This is a genomic window from Muricoccus nepalensis, from assembly GCF_006438825.1.
In the GTDB taxonomy this organism is placed as follows: domain Bacteria; phylum Pseudomonadota; class Alphaproteobacteria; order Acetobacterales; family Acetobacteraceae; genus Roseomonas; species Roseomonas nepalensis.
In genome coordinates, this window is record NZ_RCZP01000051.1 from 17,698 (window position 1) to 32,191 (window position 14,494).

At 74.0% G+C, this 14,494-nt stretch carries 14 protein-coding genes; 11 read left to right on the plus strand and 3 right to left on the minus strand.

The annotated features are described in order from the left end of the window. Nucleotides 1-50: 50 nt before the first annotated feature. Entirely contained in the window at nt 51-680 is a 630-nt protein-coding gene (leuD, locus tag EAH89_RS27200) for a 3-isopropylmalate dehydratase small subunit (RefSeq protein ID WP_140886839.1), read from the minus strand. Then, nucleotides 677-2,086 carry a 3-isopropylmalate dehydratase large subunit gene (gene leuC / locus EAH89_RS27205; protein ID WP_140886840.1) on the minus strand — a complete coding sequence of 470 codons (1,410 nt, stop codon included), beginning with the start codon at nt 2,084-2,086 and terminating at the stop codon, nt 677-679. The genes leuD and leuC overlap by 4 nt, the downstream gene beginning before the upstream one ends. A gap of 119 nt (nt 2,087-2,205) precedes the next feature. On the opposite strand from leuC, the gene EAH89_RS27210 reads away from it, so the two are divergent. Genes EAH89_RS27210 through EAH89_RS27255 form a run of 11 tightly spaced genes read left to right on the plus strand, consistent with a single transcriptional unit; the run spans nt 2,206 to nt 14,168 of the window. Next, nucleotides 2,206-3,063: a GntR family transcriptional regulator gene (locus tag EAH89_RS27210; RefSeq protein WP_140886841.1), complete on the plus strand. Its 858-nt coding sequence runs from the start codon at nt 2,206-2,208 to the stop codon at nt 3,061-3,063. 7 nt (nt 3,064-3,070) lie between these two features. Then, the gene (locus EAH89_RS27215; protein WP_140886842.1) at nt 3,071-4,276 is read left to right on the plus strand and encodes an ABC transporter substrate-binding protein; all 1,206 of its coding nucleotides are present in this window, start codon (nt 3,071-3,073) and stop codon (nt 4,274-4,276) included. Continuing rightward, nucleotides 4,276-5,148, plus strand: a complete 873-nt coding sequence (locus EAH89_RS27220) for a branched-chain amino acid ABC transporter permease (RefSeq protein WP_140886843.1) — start codon at nt 4,276-4,278, stop codon at nt 5,146-5,148. Before EAH89_RS27215 ends, EAH89_RS27220 begins: the two co-directional genes overlap by 1 nt. Beyond that, complete coding sequence (locus EAH89_RS27225; RefSeq protein WP_140886844.1) at nt 5,145-6,110, plus strand: branched-chain amino acid ABC transporter permease; 966 nt, start codon at nt 5,145-5,147, stop codon at nt 6,108-6,110. The genes EAH89_RS27220 and EAH89_RS27225 overlap by 4 nt, the downstream gene beginning before the upstream one ends. Further along, complete coding sequence (locus tag EAH89_RS27230; RefSeq protein WP_140886845.1) at nt 6,107-6,856, plus strand: ABC transporter ATP-binding protein; 750 nt, start codon at nt 6,107-6,109, stop codon at nt 6,854-6,856. The genes EAH89_RS27225 and EAH89_RS27230 overlap by 4 nt, the downstream gene beginning before the upstream one ends. Then, nucleotides 6,849-7,550, plus strand: coding sequence for an ABC transporter ATP-binding protein (locus EAH89_RS27235; RefSeq protein WP_140886846.1), 702 nt, complete (start codon nt 6,849-6,851; stop codon nt 7,548-7,550). The genes EAH89_RS27230 and EAH89_RS27235 overlap by 8 nt, the downstream gene beginning before the upstream one ends. Nucleotides 7,551-7,557: 7 nt before the next feature. Next, nucleotides 7,558-8,433 (plus strand): isocitrate lyase/PEP mutase family protein, encoded by an 876-nt coding sequence (locus tag EAH89_RS27240; RefSeq protein ID WP_140886847.1) that lies wholly within the window; start codon nt 7,558-7,560, stop codon nt 8,431-8,433. Next, entirely contained in the window at nt 8,430-10,091 is a 1,662-nt protein-coding gene (locus tag EAH89_RS27245) for a hydantoinase B/oxoprolinase family protein (RefSeq protein ID WP_140886848.1), read from the plus strand. The genes EAH89_RS27240 and EAH89_RS27245 overlap by 4 nt, the downstream gene beginning before the upstream one ends. Then, nucleotides 10,088-12,169 carry a hydantoinase/oxoprolinase family protein gene (locus EAH89_RS27250; protein ID WP_140886849.1) on the plus strand — a complete coding sequence of 694 codons (2,082 nt, stop codon included), beginning with the start codon at nt 10,088-10,090 and terminating at the stop codon, nt 12,167-12,169. Before EAH89_RS27245 ends, EAH89_RS27250 begins: the two co-directional genes overlap by 4 nt. Then, complete coding sequence (locus EAH89_RS32270; RefSeq protein ID WP_206667697.1) at nt 12,166-12,783, plus strand: cysteine hydrolase; 618 nt, start codon at nt 12,166-12,168, stop codon at nt 12,781-12,783. The genes EAH89_RS27250 and EAH89_RS32270 overlap by 4 nt, the downstream gene beginning before the upstream one ends. Then, nucleotides 12,780-14,168, plus strand: a complete 1,389-nt coding sequence (locus tag EAH89_RS27255; protein ID WP_206667698.1) for an FAD-dependent oxidoreductase — start codon at nt 12,780-12,782, stop codon at nt 14,166-14,168. Before EAH89_RS32270 ends, EAH89_RS27255 begins: the two co-directional genes overlap by 4 nt. 6 nt (nt 14,169-14,174) lie before the next feature. Here EAH89_RS27255 and EAH89_RS27260 read toward each other — a convergent pair. After that, on the minus strand, nt 14,175-14,494 hold a 320-nt coding region (locus EAH89_RS27260), incomplete at its 5' end, for an amidohydrolase family protein (RefSeq protein ID WP_140886851.1).

A 14,494-nucleotide genomic window follows, 5' to 3' on the forward strand; every position in this document is an offset into this window, starting at 1 on the left:
GCTCCCGGCCGCGGGGCGGGGCCAGGGGGCCCCACGTCGGACCGGCAGGGTCAGGGGCGCGCGGCGGTGCCCTCGGGCAGCCAGGCCCAGGGGCGGCGGCCGCGGTCGGCCTCCGCGAAGGCCTCGATGGCCGCCGCGTGGCTCAGCGTCAGGTCCACGTCGCTCCAGCCGTTGAGCAGCTTCGTGCGCCAGACCGGGTCGACGGCGAAGGTCCAGCGCCCCTCTCCCGCCGCGACGGTCAGGGCCTCGAGGTCCACCGTCACCTCCCGCCCGCCCGCCTCCAGCCAGGCGAGCAGCGCCTCCACCGCCGCCTCCTCCAGCCGCGCGGGCAGGAGGCCGTTGTTGACGGCGTTGCTGCTGAAGATGTCGCCGAAGCTGGGGGCGATGACGCAGCGGAAGCCGCCGTCCACCAGCGCGTAGGCCGCGGCCTCGCGCGAGGAGCCGCTGCCGAAGTTGCGGCGGGCGACGAGGATGCCGGCACCCGCGCGCTCCGGCCGGTTGAGCGGGAAGTCGGGGCGCGGCGCGCCGTCCGGCCCGGCGCGGAGGTCGTGCAGGAGGAAGTCGCCGTAGCCCGCGCTGCGCGGGCGGCTCATGAAGCGCGCGGGGATGAGCTGGTCCGTGTCCACGTTCACGACGGGCAGCGGGCAGGCGGTGGCGGTGAGGACGCGAAAGGGCGTCATGCGGCGCGCCCCTCCAGCAGCGGGCGCACGTCGGTCAGGTGCCCGGTGACGGCGGCGGCCGCCGCCATGGCGGGGGACATGAGGTGCGTGCGCGACCCCTTGCCCTGCCGCCCCTTGAAGCTGCGGTTGGTCGTGGAGGCACAGCGCTCGCCGGGCGCGAGGAGGTCGCCGTTCATGCCGACGCACATGGAGCAGCCGGAATCGACCCATTCGAGGCCGGCGTCGATGAAGATGCGGTCCAGCCCCTCCTCCTCCGCCTGGCGCTTCACGGGGGTGGAGCCCGGGGAGACGAGGCCGGGCACGCGCGCCCGCCGGCCGGCGAGCACGGCGGCGGCGGCGCGCAGGTCCTCGATGCGGCTGTTCGTGCAGGAGCCGATGAAGACGCGGTCCACCGCGATGTCCGACAGGCGCTGGCCAGCGCGCAGCCCCATGTAGTCGAGGCTGTCCCGGATCTGCGCGGCGCGGGCGGCGTCCGCGGTGCGGTCGGGGTCGGGCAGGCTGGCGGTGACGGGCAGCGCGTCCTCCGGGGTCACGCCCCAGGTGACGACGGGGGCGATCTCCGCGGCGTCCAGCGAGACCTCGCGGTCGAAGGCTGCGCCCGGGTCGCTCGGGAGGGCCGCCCAGGCCTCGGCGGCCCGGTCGAGGTCCGCGGGCGCGAAGGGGCGGCCCCGGAGGAAGCGGACCGTGGTCTCGTCCGGCGCCACCATGCCGCAGCGCGCGCCGCACTCGATGGAGAGGTTGCAGAGGGTGAGCCGCCCCTCCATCGACAGGGCGCGGATGGTCGATCCCGCGTATTCCAGCGCGTGCCCCTGCCCGCCATCGGCGCCGAGCCGCGCGATGATGGAGAGCGCCACGTCCTTCGCGCCGATCCCCGGCAGGAGCGCGCCCTCCACCGTCACGCGCATCCGCTTCGGGCGGCGCTGCCAGAGGGTCTGCGTCATCAGCACATGCGCCACCTCCGACGCGCCGATGCCGAAGGCGAGCGCGCCGAAGGCCCCGTGGGTGGAGGTGTGGCTGTCGCCGCAGACGATCGTCAGGCCCGGCAGCGTCAGGCCCTGCTCCGGCCCGACGACGTGGACGATGCCCTGCCCCGGGCTGCCCAGGCCGAAAAGCCGGAGGCCGTGCCGCGCGGCGTTGTCCGAGATCTGGTCCACCATGCGGCGCACGCCCTCGTCGGCAATCGGCCCGCCACGGCCACGCGTGGGCACGTAGTGGTCGGCCACGCCCACGTTCAGCGCGGGCCGCGCGACCGGGGCGTTGCGCGCCTTGAGCTGGTTGAAGCCGTGGTGCGAGCCCTCGTGGAAGAAGTGCCGGTCGATCCAGAGCAGCGCCTGGCCGTCCTCGCGCGTGAGGATCGCGTGGGCGTCCCACAGCTTGTCGAGCAGCGTGCGCGGGGCTTCCCCCATGCGTCCTTCCCCCATTCTTGCCGGCCCAGGATAGGCGTCGGAAAAGGCTTGATGCAATCGTCCTGTTCTGTAACCTAGACAGCCTGCGAGCTGGATTGAAGGACAGGAGGGACGGGCGGTTGAGCGCGGCGGTCGAACCTTTCAAGGCGCGCCGGATCTATCTGGTGCTGCGCGACCGCATCTCCAGCGGGGCCCTGGCGCCGGGCACCCGCCTGCCGGGGGAGCCCGACCTCGCCGCCGAGCACGGCGTCGCCCGCGTCACCATGCGCCGCGCCCTCGACCAGCTCGCCCGGGACGGGCTGGTGCAGCGCCGGCCGGGGGTGGGCACCTTCGTCCGCGGCGAGCGGGCGCTGCCGCCCACCGTCGTCGACTTCTCGGACGTCTTCACGCACCTGAAGGAGATGGGCCGGCGCACCGAGGTGCGGCTGCTCTCCTTCGGCTACGTCATCCCCGCGCCCGAGGTGGCGGCGGCGCTGGAATTGCAGGCGGGCGAGGCGGTGCAGCGGGCGGTGCGCGTGCGGCGGATGGCCGACGGCCCCTTCTCGCACCTGACCACCCACGTGCCGGGCCGGATCGGCCGCACCTACTCGGAGGCGGAGCTCGGCAGCCAGCCCCTGCTGGCCCTGCTGGAGCGGTCGGGGGTCGGCATCGGCCACGCGCGCCAGAGCATCGGCGCGACGCTCGCCGGGCCCGAGGTCGCCTCGGTGCTGGAGGTGGAGATCGGCGCGCCGCTGATCGCCCTCACGCGCCTCGTGCGCGACGAGGAGGGGCACCCGGTCGAGCACCTGCGCGCCCTCTACCGGCCCGACCGCTTCTCCTTCGAGATGCGCCTGCAGCGCACCGGCGCCGAGGGCGCGCGGCGCTGGAGCCCCGTCGCCCCTGCCGGCGCCGATGCGCCGGACCTCCCCGCCGGCGCCGAGGCGCCGGACGACCCAGCCACCAGCGGGCCGCGCGCCCGCGGAACCGCGAGAGGATAGCGCCGCCATGACGAATCCCCACGTTTTACGCCGCGCGCTGCTCGGCGCGGGCGCCGGGTTGCTGGCCATGCCGGCGGTGCTGCGGGCCCAGCCGGCCGCGGTGAAGATCGGCGTCCTGCAGCCCCTGACCGGTGCCCTGGCGCAGGACGGCGACCTCGGCCGCTTCGGCGCGGAGCAGGCAGCCGCCTTCATCAACGCCCAGGGCGGCCTATCCGCGCTCGGCGGCGCCAAGGTCGAGCTGGTGGTGGCCGACGCCCGCTCCAACCCCGAGGCGGGGGCGCAGGAGGTGGAGAAGCTGCAGGGCGAGGGCGTGGTCGCCATCGTCGGCGGCTTCGCGAGCCCGATCTGCCTGGCCGCCAGCCAGGCGGCGGCGCGCTACGACCTGCCCTATGTCGTGGACGTCGGGGTGGCCGACCAGATCACCTCCCGCGGGCTGGCCAACACCTTCCGCTTCGCCCCCGGCTTCGGCGCCGTGACCACGGCCGCGGTGGACAACCTGATCCGCCTGAACGACGGCGCGGGCAAGCCCTGCAAGACCGTGGTGCTGGTGCACGAGGACGGGCTCTTCGGCACCGGCCTCGCGCGGCTGATGGCGACGGAGCTGCCCAAGCACGGCTTCGAGGTGCTGGAGACGATCCCGCACCCGACCCCGGCGCGCGACATGAACAACATCGCGCTCCGCCTGCGCTCGCTCCGGCCGGACCTGCTGATCCCCTCCAGCTACTACGGCGAGTTCGTGCTGCTCGCCCGCACCATGCGCCAGCAGCGCATCCGGCCGAAGGGCATCTACGCGGTGCTCAACGGCGCGGCCTCCAACTACCGCTTCGTCAAGGAGTTCCCGGACGCGGCGCTGGGCGTGATGGACTGCAACCACTGGCAGGACCCGAAGAACGCCGAGGCGATCGCGCTGAAGGCGGCGGCGGACACGGCCGGCAAGTTCTGGGGCTACAACATCCCGCTCAACTACTCCTGCGTGAAGCTCGTGGCCGATGCGGTGAACCGCGCGGGCGCCGCGGACCGCGCGAAGGTGATCCAGGCGCTGGCGGCCTCCGACTATTCCGGCCACATCATGCCCTACGGCCCCACGCGCTTCGTCAACGGGCAGAACCAGGGCGCGCGCCCCGTGAACACCCAGGTGCAGGACGGGGACATCAAGGTGATCTTCCCGGCCGAGGTCGCGAACGCCCAGCCTGTCTTCCCGATCCAGGGCTGATGTTCCCGCCCGCCCTCATCGCCGAGGCCGCCGTGAACGGCCTGCTGGCGGGCGCGGCCTACGCACTGGTTGCGCTCGGCCTCACGCTCGTCTACGGCGTGCTGCACATCGTGAACTTCGCGCACGGGGCCCTGCTGACCTGCGCGATGTTCGCGGCCTGGGGGCTGCACGCCGCCTTCGGCCTCGATCCCTACCTCTCCATCCCGCCGCTGGCCGTAGCCTTCTTCGGCCTCGGCTACGCGCTGCAGCGCTGGGTGATCGGGCCGTCGAGCCACGGGGATGACGGCAACACGCTGCTGGTAACGCTCGGTCTCTCCATCGTGCTGGAGAACGCGCTGCTGGCGGTGTTCCGCTCGGACACGCGGAGCCTGGGCGGCGACGCCGGCTTCGACGTGGTGGAGGTCGGGCCGATGCTTCTCTCCTATCCACGGCTGGTCGGCTTCGCGGTGGCGCTGGTGACGGCCGCGCTGCTCTGGGCGCTGCTCTCGGCCACCGACACGGGCCGCGCCATCCGGGCGGTGGCGAAGGAGAAGCTGGGGGCGCAGCTCGTGGGAATCGACCCGCGCCACGTCTACGCCGTGACCTTCGGGCTCGGCTGCGCCTGCCTGGCGATCGCGGCCTGCCTCCTGCTGCCGACCTTCTACGTGAACCCGCGGGTGGGCAACGCCTTCGTGCTGGTGGCCTTCACCATCGTCGTGCTTGGCGGCATGGGGTCCATCCCGGGCGCGCTGCTGGGCGGGCTGTTCGTGGGCGTGGTGGAGAGCCTGGGCGGGCTCTTCCTCGGCGACAGCCTCGGGCAGCTCGGCATCTTCGTCATCTTCATCCTCGTGCTGCTGTTCCGCCCGACCGGCCTGTTCGGGCCCCGCGCATGAGCGCCCGCGACGTGCTGCCCGGCCTGATGCTGCTCGGGCTCCTCGCGCTGGCGCCGCTGGTCGCGTCCAACGCGGCGCTGAACTTCCTTCTCTCCTCCCTCATCGTCGCGCTGGCGGCCCAGGGATGGAACCTGCTGGGCGGCTATGCCGGGCAGCTCTCCTTCGGCCACGCGGCCTTCTTCGGCACGGGGGCCTACGCCACGGCGATCCTGCAGCTCCGCTACGGGGTGAATGCCTGGGCCGGTCTCGCGATCGGCGTCGCGCTCGGCGCGCTGGTGGGCTGGGCGATCGGCTTCCTGTCCTTCCGGGCGCGGCTGCGCGGTTCCTACTTCGCGCTCGTCACCCTCGCCTTCGCGGAGGTGCTGCGCATCCTCGCTAACGCCTTCGACCTCACGGGCGGCGCGGCGGGGCTGCTGATCCGCATGGCGCCGGGGGCGGCCAACCTGCAGTTCCCCTCCCGCGCCACCTTCCTGTGGCTGGTGCTGGCCGTGGTCGCGGCCGTGCTGCTGCTGACGGCCTGGATCGCCGGCGGGCGCCTGGGCGCGCGGCTGGTGGCGGTGCGGGAGAACGAGGATGCCGCCCGGGCGCTCGGCGTCGACGCGCTGCGGACGAAGCTCGGCGCCATCGCCTTGTCGGGCGCCATCACCGCGGCCGCGGGCTGCCTCTACGCCCAGAACTTCCTCTACCTCGACGCCAACATCGCCTACGGCACCTGGATTTCGGTGGAGGTGCTCATCGCCTGCGTCCTCGGCGGCAGCGGGACGGTGCTCGGGCCCGTCATCGGTGCGCTGGCGCTGCACGGCGCGGGAGAGGCGGCGAAGATCGCGCTCGCAGGGATCGCGGGGCCGGTCCCGGGGATCGACTTGGTGCTGTTCGGCGCGCTGTTGATCCTCGCCGTGGCCTTCCTGCCCCAGGGCGTGATGGGCGGGCTGCGGCGCGCGGCGCGGGGGCTGGCGCGATGAGCCTCCTCAAGGCCGAGGGCCTGTCCCGCCGCTTCGGCGGGCTGCTGGCCGTGGACAACGCCTCCCTCTCCGTGCCCGAGGGCGGGCTCGTCGGGCTGATCGGGCCGAACGGGGCGGGCAAGACGACCCTGTTCTCCCTTCTCTCCGGCTTCCTGGCGCCCAGCACCGGCCGCGTCACCTTCGACGGCGCGGACGTGACGGCGGAGGCGCCCCACCGGCGCGCCGCGCGCGGCATGGCCCGCACCTTCCAGATCGTGCAGCCCTTCGCGGGGCTCAGCGTGCGCGACAACATCGCGGTGGGCGCCTACCTGCGCCACGCCGGCCGCGCCGAGGCGACCCGCCTGGCCGAGGCGGTCGCGACGGAGGTCGGGCTCGCCCCCATGCTGAACGCCCAGGCCTCCTCGCTGACCGTCGCCGGCCGCAAGCGGCTGGAGCTTGCCCGCGCGCTGGCGACCGAGCCACGCCTGCTGCTGCTCGACGAGGTGCTCGCCGGCCTCAACCCCTCCGAGGTGCGCGACATCATCCCCGTGATCCGCGCCATTCGCGGCCGCGGCGTCGCCATCCTGATGATCGAGCACGTCATGCAGGCCGTGATGAACCTCTGCGACCACGTCCACGTGCTGTCGGGCGGGCGCATGATCGCCGCCGGGCCGCCGCGCGAGGTCTGCGCGGATCCGATGGTCATCGAGGCCTATCTCGGCCACGGGGCCGCGGCCCGCATCGCCGCGGGCGGCGCCCATGCTTGAGGTCCGGGGCCTGCGCGCGGGCTACGGCGCGGTCGAGGTGCTGCGCGGCCTCGACATGGCGGTCGCGGGCGGCGAGATCGTCGCCGTGCTCGGCGCCAACGGCGTGGGCAAGACGACGCTGAACAAGGTTCTCTCGGGCGTGCTGCCGGCGCGGGAGGGCGAGATCCGCTTCGACGGCGCGCGCCTCGACGGCGCGACGCCCGCCGCCATCGTCGAGGCCGGGCTGATCCACGTGCCTGAGGGCCGCCGCATCTTCCCCACCATGAACGTGCGCGAGAACCTGGAGCTCGGCTCCTACCGCCGCGGCCGCTCGCGGCGCGCGGCGAACCTGGAGCGCGTCTTCGAGACCTTCCCGCGCCTGCGCGAGCGCGCGCGGCAGTTCGCCGGCACGCTCTCCGGCGGGGAGCAGCAGATGCTCGCGATCGGCCGCGGCATGATGGCGGAGCCCCGCCTGCTGATCCTCGACGAGCCCTCGCTCGGCCTCTCGCCGCTGTTGGTCGAGGAGATGTTCGCCCTCATCCAGCGGCTGAACGCGGAGGGGCTGCCGATCCTGCTGGTGGAGCAGAACGTCGTGCAATCGCTGGAGATCGCGACGCGCGGCTTCATCCTCGAGAACGGCACCTTCGCCATGAGCGGACCGGCCGCGACCCTGCGCGACGATCCCGAGCTGCGCCGCATCTACCTTGGCCTGTGAGTTCAACATGAACCCCACCTCTCTCCGCCAGCGCCTCGCCGAGCCGCGGCCCGTCACGGCGCCCGGCATCTACGACGCCCTCACCGCCACCCTCGCCGCCGCCGCGGGCTTCGAGGCGCTCTACGTCTCAGGCGCGGCCATCGCCTACACGCGCCTCGGCCGCCCCGACATCGGCCTCGTCTCCATGACGGAGGTGGCGGAGACGGTCGCGCTCATCCGCGACCGCGTGGACCTGCCGCTGGTGGTGGACGCCGACAACGGCCACGGCAACGCGCTGAACGTGCAGCGCACCGTGCGGGTATACGAGCGTGCCGGGGCGAACGCGCTGCAGATCGAGGACCAGACGCTGCCCAAGCGCTGCGGCCACCTGCAGGGCAAGTCGCTGATCAGCGCCGCGGAGATGGCGGGCAAGATCCGGGCAGCGGTGGACGCGCGGGCGAGCGAGGAGACGCTGGTCATCGCCCGCACCGACGCGATCGCGACCGACGGCCTGCAGGCCGCGATCGACCGCGCCGCCCTCTACGCCGAGGCCGGCGCCGACGTCCTCTTCGTCGAGGCCCCGCGCGACCGCGCGCAGATGGCGGCGATCGTGCAGGCCCTCGGCACCGCCCGCCCGCTGATGGCCAACATGGTGGAGGGGGGCGACACGCCGATCTCGACCGCCGAGGAACTCGGCCAGGCCGGCTTTCGGCTGGTGATCTTCCCAGGCGGCATCGTCCGCGCGCTCGCCCGCGCGGCGGGGGACTACTACCGCTCCCTGGCCGAGCACGGCTCCAACAAGCCCTTCGCCGACCGCATGCACGACTTCGGCGGCCTGAACGCGGTGATCGGCACGCCGGAGATGCTCGCGCTCGGCCGCCGCTACGAGGAGCCCTCGGCATGACGCCCGATCCGGTCACCCCCGATCCCGTCACCCTGGCTATCCTGAAGGGCCGGCTGGAGGGCATCGCGGACGAGATGGACGCGACGCTGTTCCGCTCCGCCTTCAACCCGATCATCGCCGAAGCCAAGGACGCCTGCCACGGCCTCTACCACGCCGAGACCGGCGAGACGCTGGTGCAGGGCACGAGCGGCCTGCCGATCTTCGTCGGCGCCATGGCCTTCGCGGTGAAGGCCGTGATCGACAAGGTGGCGCGCGACAGCGACCTTCGCCCGGGCGACACCTTCCTGTTCAACGACCCCTACGAGGGCGGCACGCACCTCAACGACTTCCGCCTCGTGCGGCCGATCTACCGCCAGGGCGCGCTCTTCTGCTGGATGGCCTCGGTCGGGCACTGGCTGGATGTCGGCGGCAACGTGCCCGGCGGCTACAACCCCAAGGCGACCGAGAGCTACCAGGAGGGCTTCCGCATCCCGCCCGTGCGGCTGATCCGCGACGGCGTGATGAACCGGGACCTCGTGGACATCCTCGCCGCCAATTCCCGCGTGCCCACCTCCAACTGGGGCGACCTGAACGGGCAGCTCAACGCGCTCGACCTCGGCGAGCGCCGCCTGGCCGCGCTGATCGACGAGCACGGGGAGGCGCTCGTCCAGGGTGCCTTCGACGCCTTCTCGGCGCGGGCGGAGGCGCTGATGCGCGCCTCCATCGCCGGCCTGCCGGACGGCACCTACGCCTTCGAGGACGTGCTCGACAACGACGGCATCACCGACGAGACGCTGACCATCGCGCTCGACCTGACCATCCGGGGCGAGGAGATGGTGCTCGACTTCTCCCGCTCCTCCCCCGCCGCGCAGGGCCCGGTCAGCATCAGCCGGGCGACAACCATCGCCGGGTGCTACGTCGCGCTGAAGCACGTCTTCACGGAGGTGCCGGCCAACGCGGGGTGCCTCCGCCCCATCCGCTTCGTGGTGCCCGACGGCACGCTGCTCGGCGCCGGCGCGCCGCACCCGATGGCCGGCTACACCGAGACCGTGCTGCGCCTGGTCGGCGTGATCTTCGGGGCCCTGGCCAAGGCCGACCCGGCGCGCGCGACGGCCGCGCCCTTCGGCACGATCAACGCGCTCTCCATGGCCGGGCACCGGGCGGACGGCTCGCGCTGGGTAATGTTCTCCTTCTTCGGCGGCGGCCTCGGCGGCAACCCCGAGAGCGACGGGCTGAACCACGCCAACAACCCGATCTCCACCGCCACCATCCCGCCGGTGGAGATCCTGGAGGCCGCCTATCCCGTGATGTTCACCCAATGGGCGCTGCGCCCGGATTCCGCGGGCATCGGCGCGCATCGCGGCGGGCTCGGCGCCGTCTACGAGATCGAGGCGCTGGTGCCCGCGAGCGTCTCCCTCCTCGGCGAGCGCGGCAAGGTCGCGCCCTTCGGGGTCGGCGGCGGTGGGCCGGCGGCGTGCAACCGCTTCTCCTGGGAGACGGCTGAGGGCCGGCAGTTCCCGCCCATGGTCTCCAAGATCACCGACATCCGCCTCGAGGCCGGGCGCCGCGTGCGCCTGGAGACGCCGGGCGGCGGCGGCTGGGGCGATCCCGCGGCGCGCGACCCGGCCGCGGCGGCGCGCGACCGGCGGCTCGGCTACGTGACGGGCGCGGCGGAATGAGCGCCGCGGCCAGGGTGGTCGGCGTCGATGTCGGCGGCACCTTCACGGACCTCTTCCTCTTCGACGCGGCGAGCCGGACCTTCCGCACCGCGAAGGTGCCCTCCAACCGCGGCGACGAGGCGGTGGGCTTCCTCAACGGGCTGCGCCAGCTCGGCGCGGTGGCCGATCTCGGCTCCGTCGTGCACGGCACCACGGTCGGCACGAACGCGCTGCTCGAGAGGAAGGGCGCGAAGGTCGGGCTGATCACCACGCGCGGCTTCCGCGACGTGATCGAGATGCGCCGGCGCGACCGGCTGCGCACCTGGGGCCTCTGGGGCGACTTCGTGCCCGTGGTGGACCGCGACTTCCGGCTGGAGGTGGAGGAGCGCACCCTGGCCGACGGCACGATCCGCCAGCCGGTGGACCCCGCGGCCGTGCGCGATGCGGTGCGGCAACTGCTGGCGCAGGGGGCCGAGGCGCTGGCGATCGTCTTCATCAACGCCTACGCCAACCCCGCCAACGAGGAGGCCGCCCTGGCTGCCGCGCGCGAGGCCTGGCCGGGCGACACCATCTCCTGCTCCTCGCAGATCCTGCCGGAGATTCGCGAGTTCGAGCGCTCCTCCACCACCGCGCTGAACGCCTACCTGCAGCCCGTCGTCGGCTCCTACCTCGGCAAGCTGGACGCGGCGCTGCAGGGCGAGGGCTTCGCGGGGCGGTTCCACATCGTGCAGTCGAACGGCGGCGTGATGTCGACCGAATCCGCCCGCCGCCTGCCGGTGCGCACCGCCCTCTCCGGCCCCGCGGCCGGCGTGATCGCGGCGGCGGCCATCGCCACGGAAGCGGGCTTCCCCGACGTGGTCACGGGCGACCTCGGCGGCACCTCCTTCGACGTTTCCCTGGTGGTGGGCGGCGAGACCGCGCTCGCCGCGCAGACGACCATCGACTTCGGCCTCGTCATCCGCACGCCGATGATCGAAATCACCACCATCGGCGCCGGCGGCGGCTCCATCGCGCGCGTCGACGCCGGCGGGCTGCTGCAGGTGGGGCCGGAGAGCGCGGGGTCGCGCCCCGGCCCCGTCTGCTACGCCCAGGGCAACACCCGCCCGACGCTGACCGACGCGAACGTGGTGCTCGGCCGCATCAACGCCGAGCGCCCGATCGGGGGCGGCCTCGCGCGGCTGGACGTGGAGGCCGCGCGCGCCGCCATCCTCGAGCACGTGGGCAGGCCGCTCGGCCTCGACGCCATGGCCGCGGCCGAGGCGATCCTGCGGGTCGCCAACGGCCACATGGCGAGCGCCATCCGCCTCGTCTCGATCGAGCGCGGGCACGACCCCGCGCGCTTCGCCGCCGTGCCCTTCGGCGGCGGCGGCGCGCTGCACGCGGGGGCGCTGATCCGCGAGGTCGGGCTCAAGGCCGCCCTCTTGCCGCGCTTCCCCGGCATCAACTCGGCGCTCGGCTGCGTCATCGCCGACATCCGGCACGACCAGGTCCGCACCGTGAACCTCTCGCTGGAGGGAATCGACGCGCCCGCGCTGGACCGGCTGATGGTGTCGGAGGCGGCGGCGGTGCGGGCGGTGGTCGCCGATGCCGGTCTTCCGGTGGAGCGTATCGACACGGTGTTCGCGCTCGACATGCACTACGCCGGGCAGACGCACACGGTCTCCGTGCCCCTCCCGGTCGAGGCGCGGGACGGCACCACCGGCGTCACCGCCGCCGTCATCCGCGAGGCCTTCGAGACGGCCTACCAGGCGAGCTTCAGCCGGCTGCTGGACGGCGTGCCCGCGCGGATCGTCAACCTCCGCACCGCCGCCATCGGCCGCCGCCCGCGCTTCGACCTCTCCACCCTCGCGCCCGAGCCCGGGGCGACGCTGGAGGGCGCCCGGCGCGGCACGCGGCCCGTGTGGTTCGGCGACGCCTGGCACGAGACGGCGATCCTGTCCCGCCTTGACCTTCCGGTGGGCGCGGTGGTCCCCGGCCCCGCCATCCTCGAGCAGCCCGACGCCACCACGGTCGTCGATCCCGGCCTCGCCGCGCGCGTGGACCGGCTGGGCAACATGATCATCGAGAGCGCGGCCTTCCGCGACGGGAGCGCCGCATGAGCCAGACCACCGTTCCCGCCGCCAGGACCGCGCTGCTGCTCTTCGATCTGCAGAACGACTTCATCCACCCGGACGGCGCCTATGCCCGCGGCGGGCAAGGCGACCCGGACATCGCCGCCCTTCCCGCCCGCCTCGCGCCGCTCGCGGCCGCGATGCGCGCGGCGGGCGGCTGGGTCGCCTCCACCCACTTCACCCTCGTGCCCGGCAAGGGGGGCGAGCCGATCATCTCCGCGCATCTCAAGGCCCTGCGCCCCTTCCTGCGGCGCGGCGACTTCGCGCCGGGCTCCTGGGGGCACCAGCTGGTCGACGAGCTGCAGCCGAGCGACCTCCTGGTCGAGAAGGTCGCCTACTCGGCCTTCTACATGACACGCTTCGAATGGCTGCTGCGGAAGAGCGGGATCGAGCGGCTGGTCGTCGGCGGCATCACCACCAACGGCGGCGTCGCCAGCACCGTGCGCGACGCGCATGTGCGCGACATCGACGTCACCGTCCTCTCGGACGGCTGCGCCACCTTCGGGCGCGCGGCGCACGAGACGGCCATCGCCGCGCTCCGGCCCGTGGCGCGCGTGGCCACGATCGCGGAGGTCCTGGCCGAGCTGGGCGCGCCCGCGTGACGGTCCTCGCCCCCGAGACATCCTACGAGGTCACAATCCCCGTGGTGGTGGTCGGCGCCGGCGCCGCCGGTCTCTGCGCGGCGCTCGCGGCGCGCGAGGCGGGCGCGGAGGTGCTGGTGCTGGAGCGCGACCCCGTGCCGCGCGGCTCCACCGCCCTCTCCGCCGGGTTGGTGCCGGCGGCCGGCACGCGCTGGCAGCGCGAAGCCGGGATCGAGGACACGCCAGAGGCCTTCGCGGCCGACATCCTCGCCAAGGCGGAGGGGGAGCCCGACCCGGCGGAGGTCGCGCGCGTCACCCGCGTCGCCGGCCCCGCGCTGGAATGGCTGGCCGACGCGCACGGCCTCCGCTTCTCGGTCATCACCGACTTCCGCTATCCCGGCCACTCCGCCAACCGCATGCACGGCCTGCCCAGCCGCTCCGGGGAGGAGCTCGTGGACCGGCTGCGCGAGGCCGCGGAGCGCGCCGGCGTCGACATCCTCTGCGACGCGTGGGTCACCGCGCTGCACGCCCGGCTGGACGGGCGCATCGCCGGCCTCACGCTCCGCCGCCCGGACGGCACGGAGGACCATCTCGGCTGCGGCGCGCTCGTGCTCGCCTGCAACGGCTACGGCGGCAACAAGGCGCTGGTGCGCCAGCACGTCCCCGCGCTGGCGGAGGCGCTCTACTTCGGCCATCCCGGCAACCAGGGCGAGGCGGTCCTCTGGGGGGAGGCGCTGGGCGCCGCGGCGCGCCATCTTTCCGGCCACCAGGGCCACGGCTCGGTCGCGCACCCCGCCGGCATCCTCATCACCTGGGCGACGATTACCGAGGGCGGGGTGCAGGTGAACCTGGAGGGCCGCCGCTTCTCGGACGAGAGCCACGGCTATTCCGAGCAGGCGGCGCGCGTGCTGGAGCAGCCCGAGGGCCTCGCCTGGACGATCTTCGACGCCCGCATCGCCGGCATCGCCCGCCAGTTCGAGGACTTCCGCCAGGCCGAGGCCGCCGGCGCGATCCTGGAGGCGGACAGCATCCCCGCCCTGGCCGCCGCCACCCACCTGCCGGAGGCCGCGCTCGCGGAAACGCTGGCCGAGGTCGCGCGGCTGAAGGCGGCGGGCGCGACCGACGCGCACGGCCGCCGCTTCGCCGGCTCCCCGCCGCTGGTGGCCCCCTACCGCGCGGTGCGGGTCACGGGCGCGCTGTTCCACACCCAGGGCGGGCTGGTGGTGGACGACGCGGCGCGGGTGCTGCGGCCGGACGGCAGCGCCATCCCGAACCTCTTCGCGGCCGGGGGGGCGGCCTGCGGCGTCTCGGGCTCGCGGGCCTCGGGCTATCTCTCGGGCAACGGGCTGCTGACCGCCGTCGCGCTCGGCCGCCTCGCCGGCCAGGCCGCCGCCACGGCGGCGTGACGTTGCTCAGAGCCTCAACAGTCGCTCCGCGTTGCCGTGCAGGACGGCGTGTCGCTGCGCCTCGGTGAGATCGAGGGTGTCGATGGCGGCGAGGGTCTCCGGGAGGGGACCGAAGGGCGCGTCGGTGGCGAAGACGAGGTGGTCGGCGCCGAAGAAGGCGAGGGAGGCGGGCAGGCCGGTGGCGGAGCCGAAGAGGGCGGTGTCGGCGTAGAAGAGGCGGAAGTAGTCGAGGTGGGGGCGCCGGAGGGCGGGGAGGACGCCCGAGAGGTCCTCGTCGGTGGTGCGGCTGCCGAGCACGGCCATGCCGGGGCCGACGCGGCCGTCGA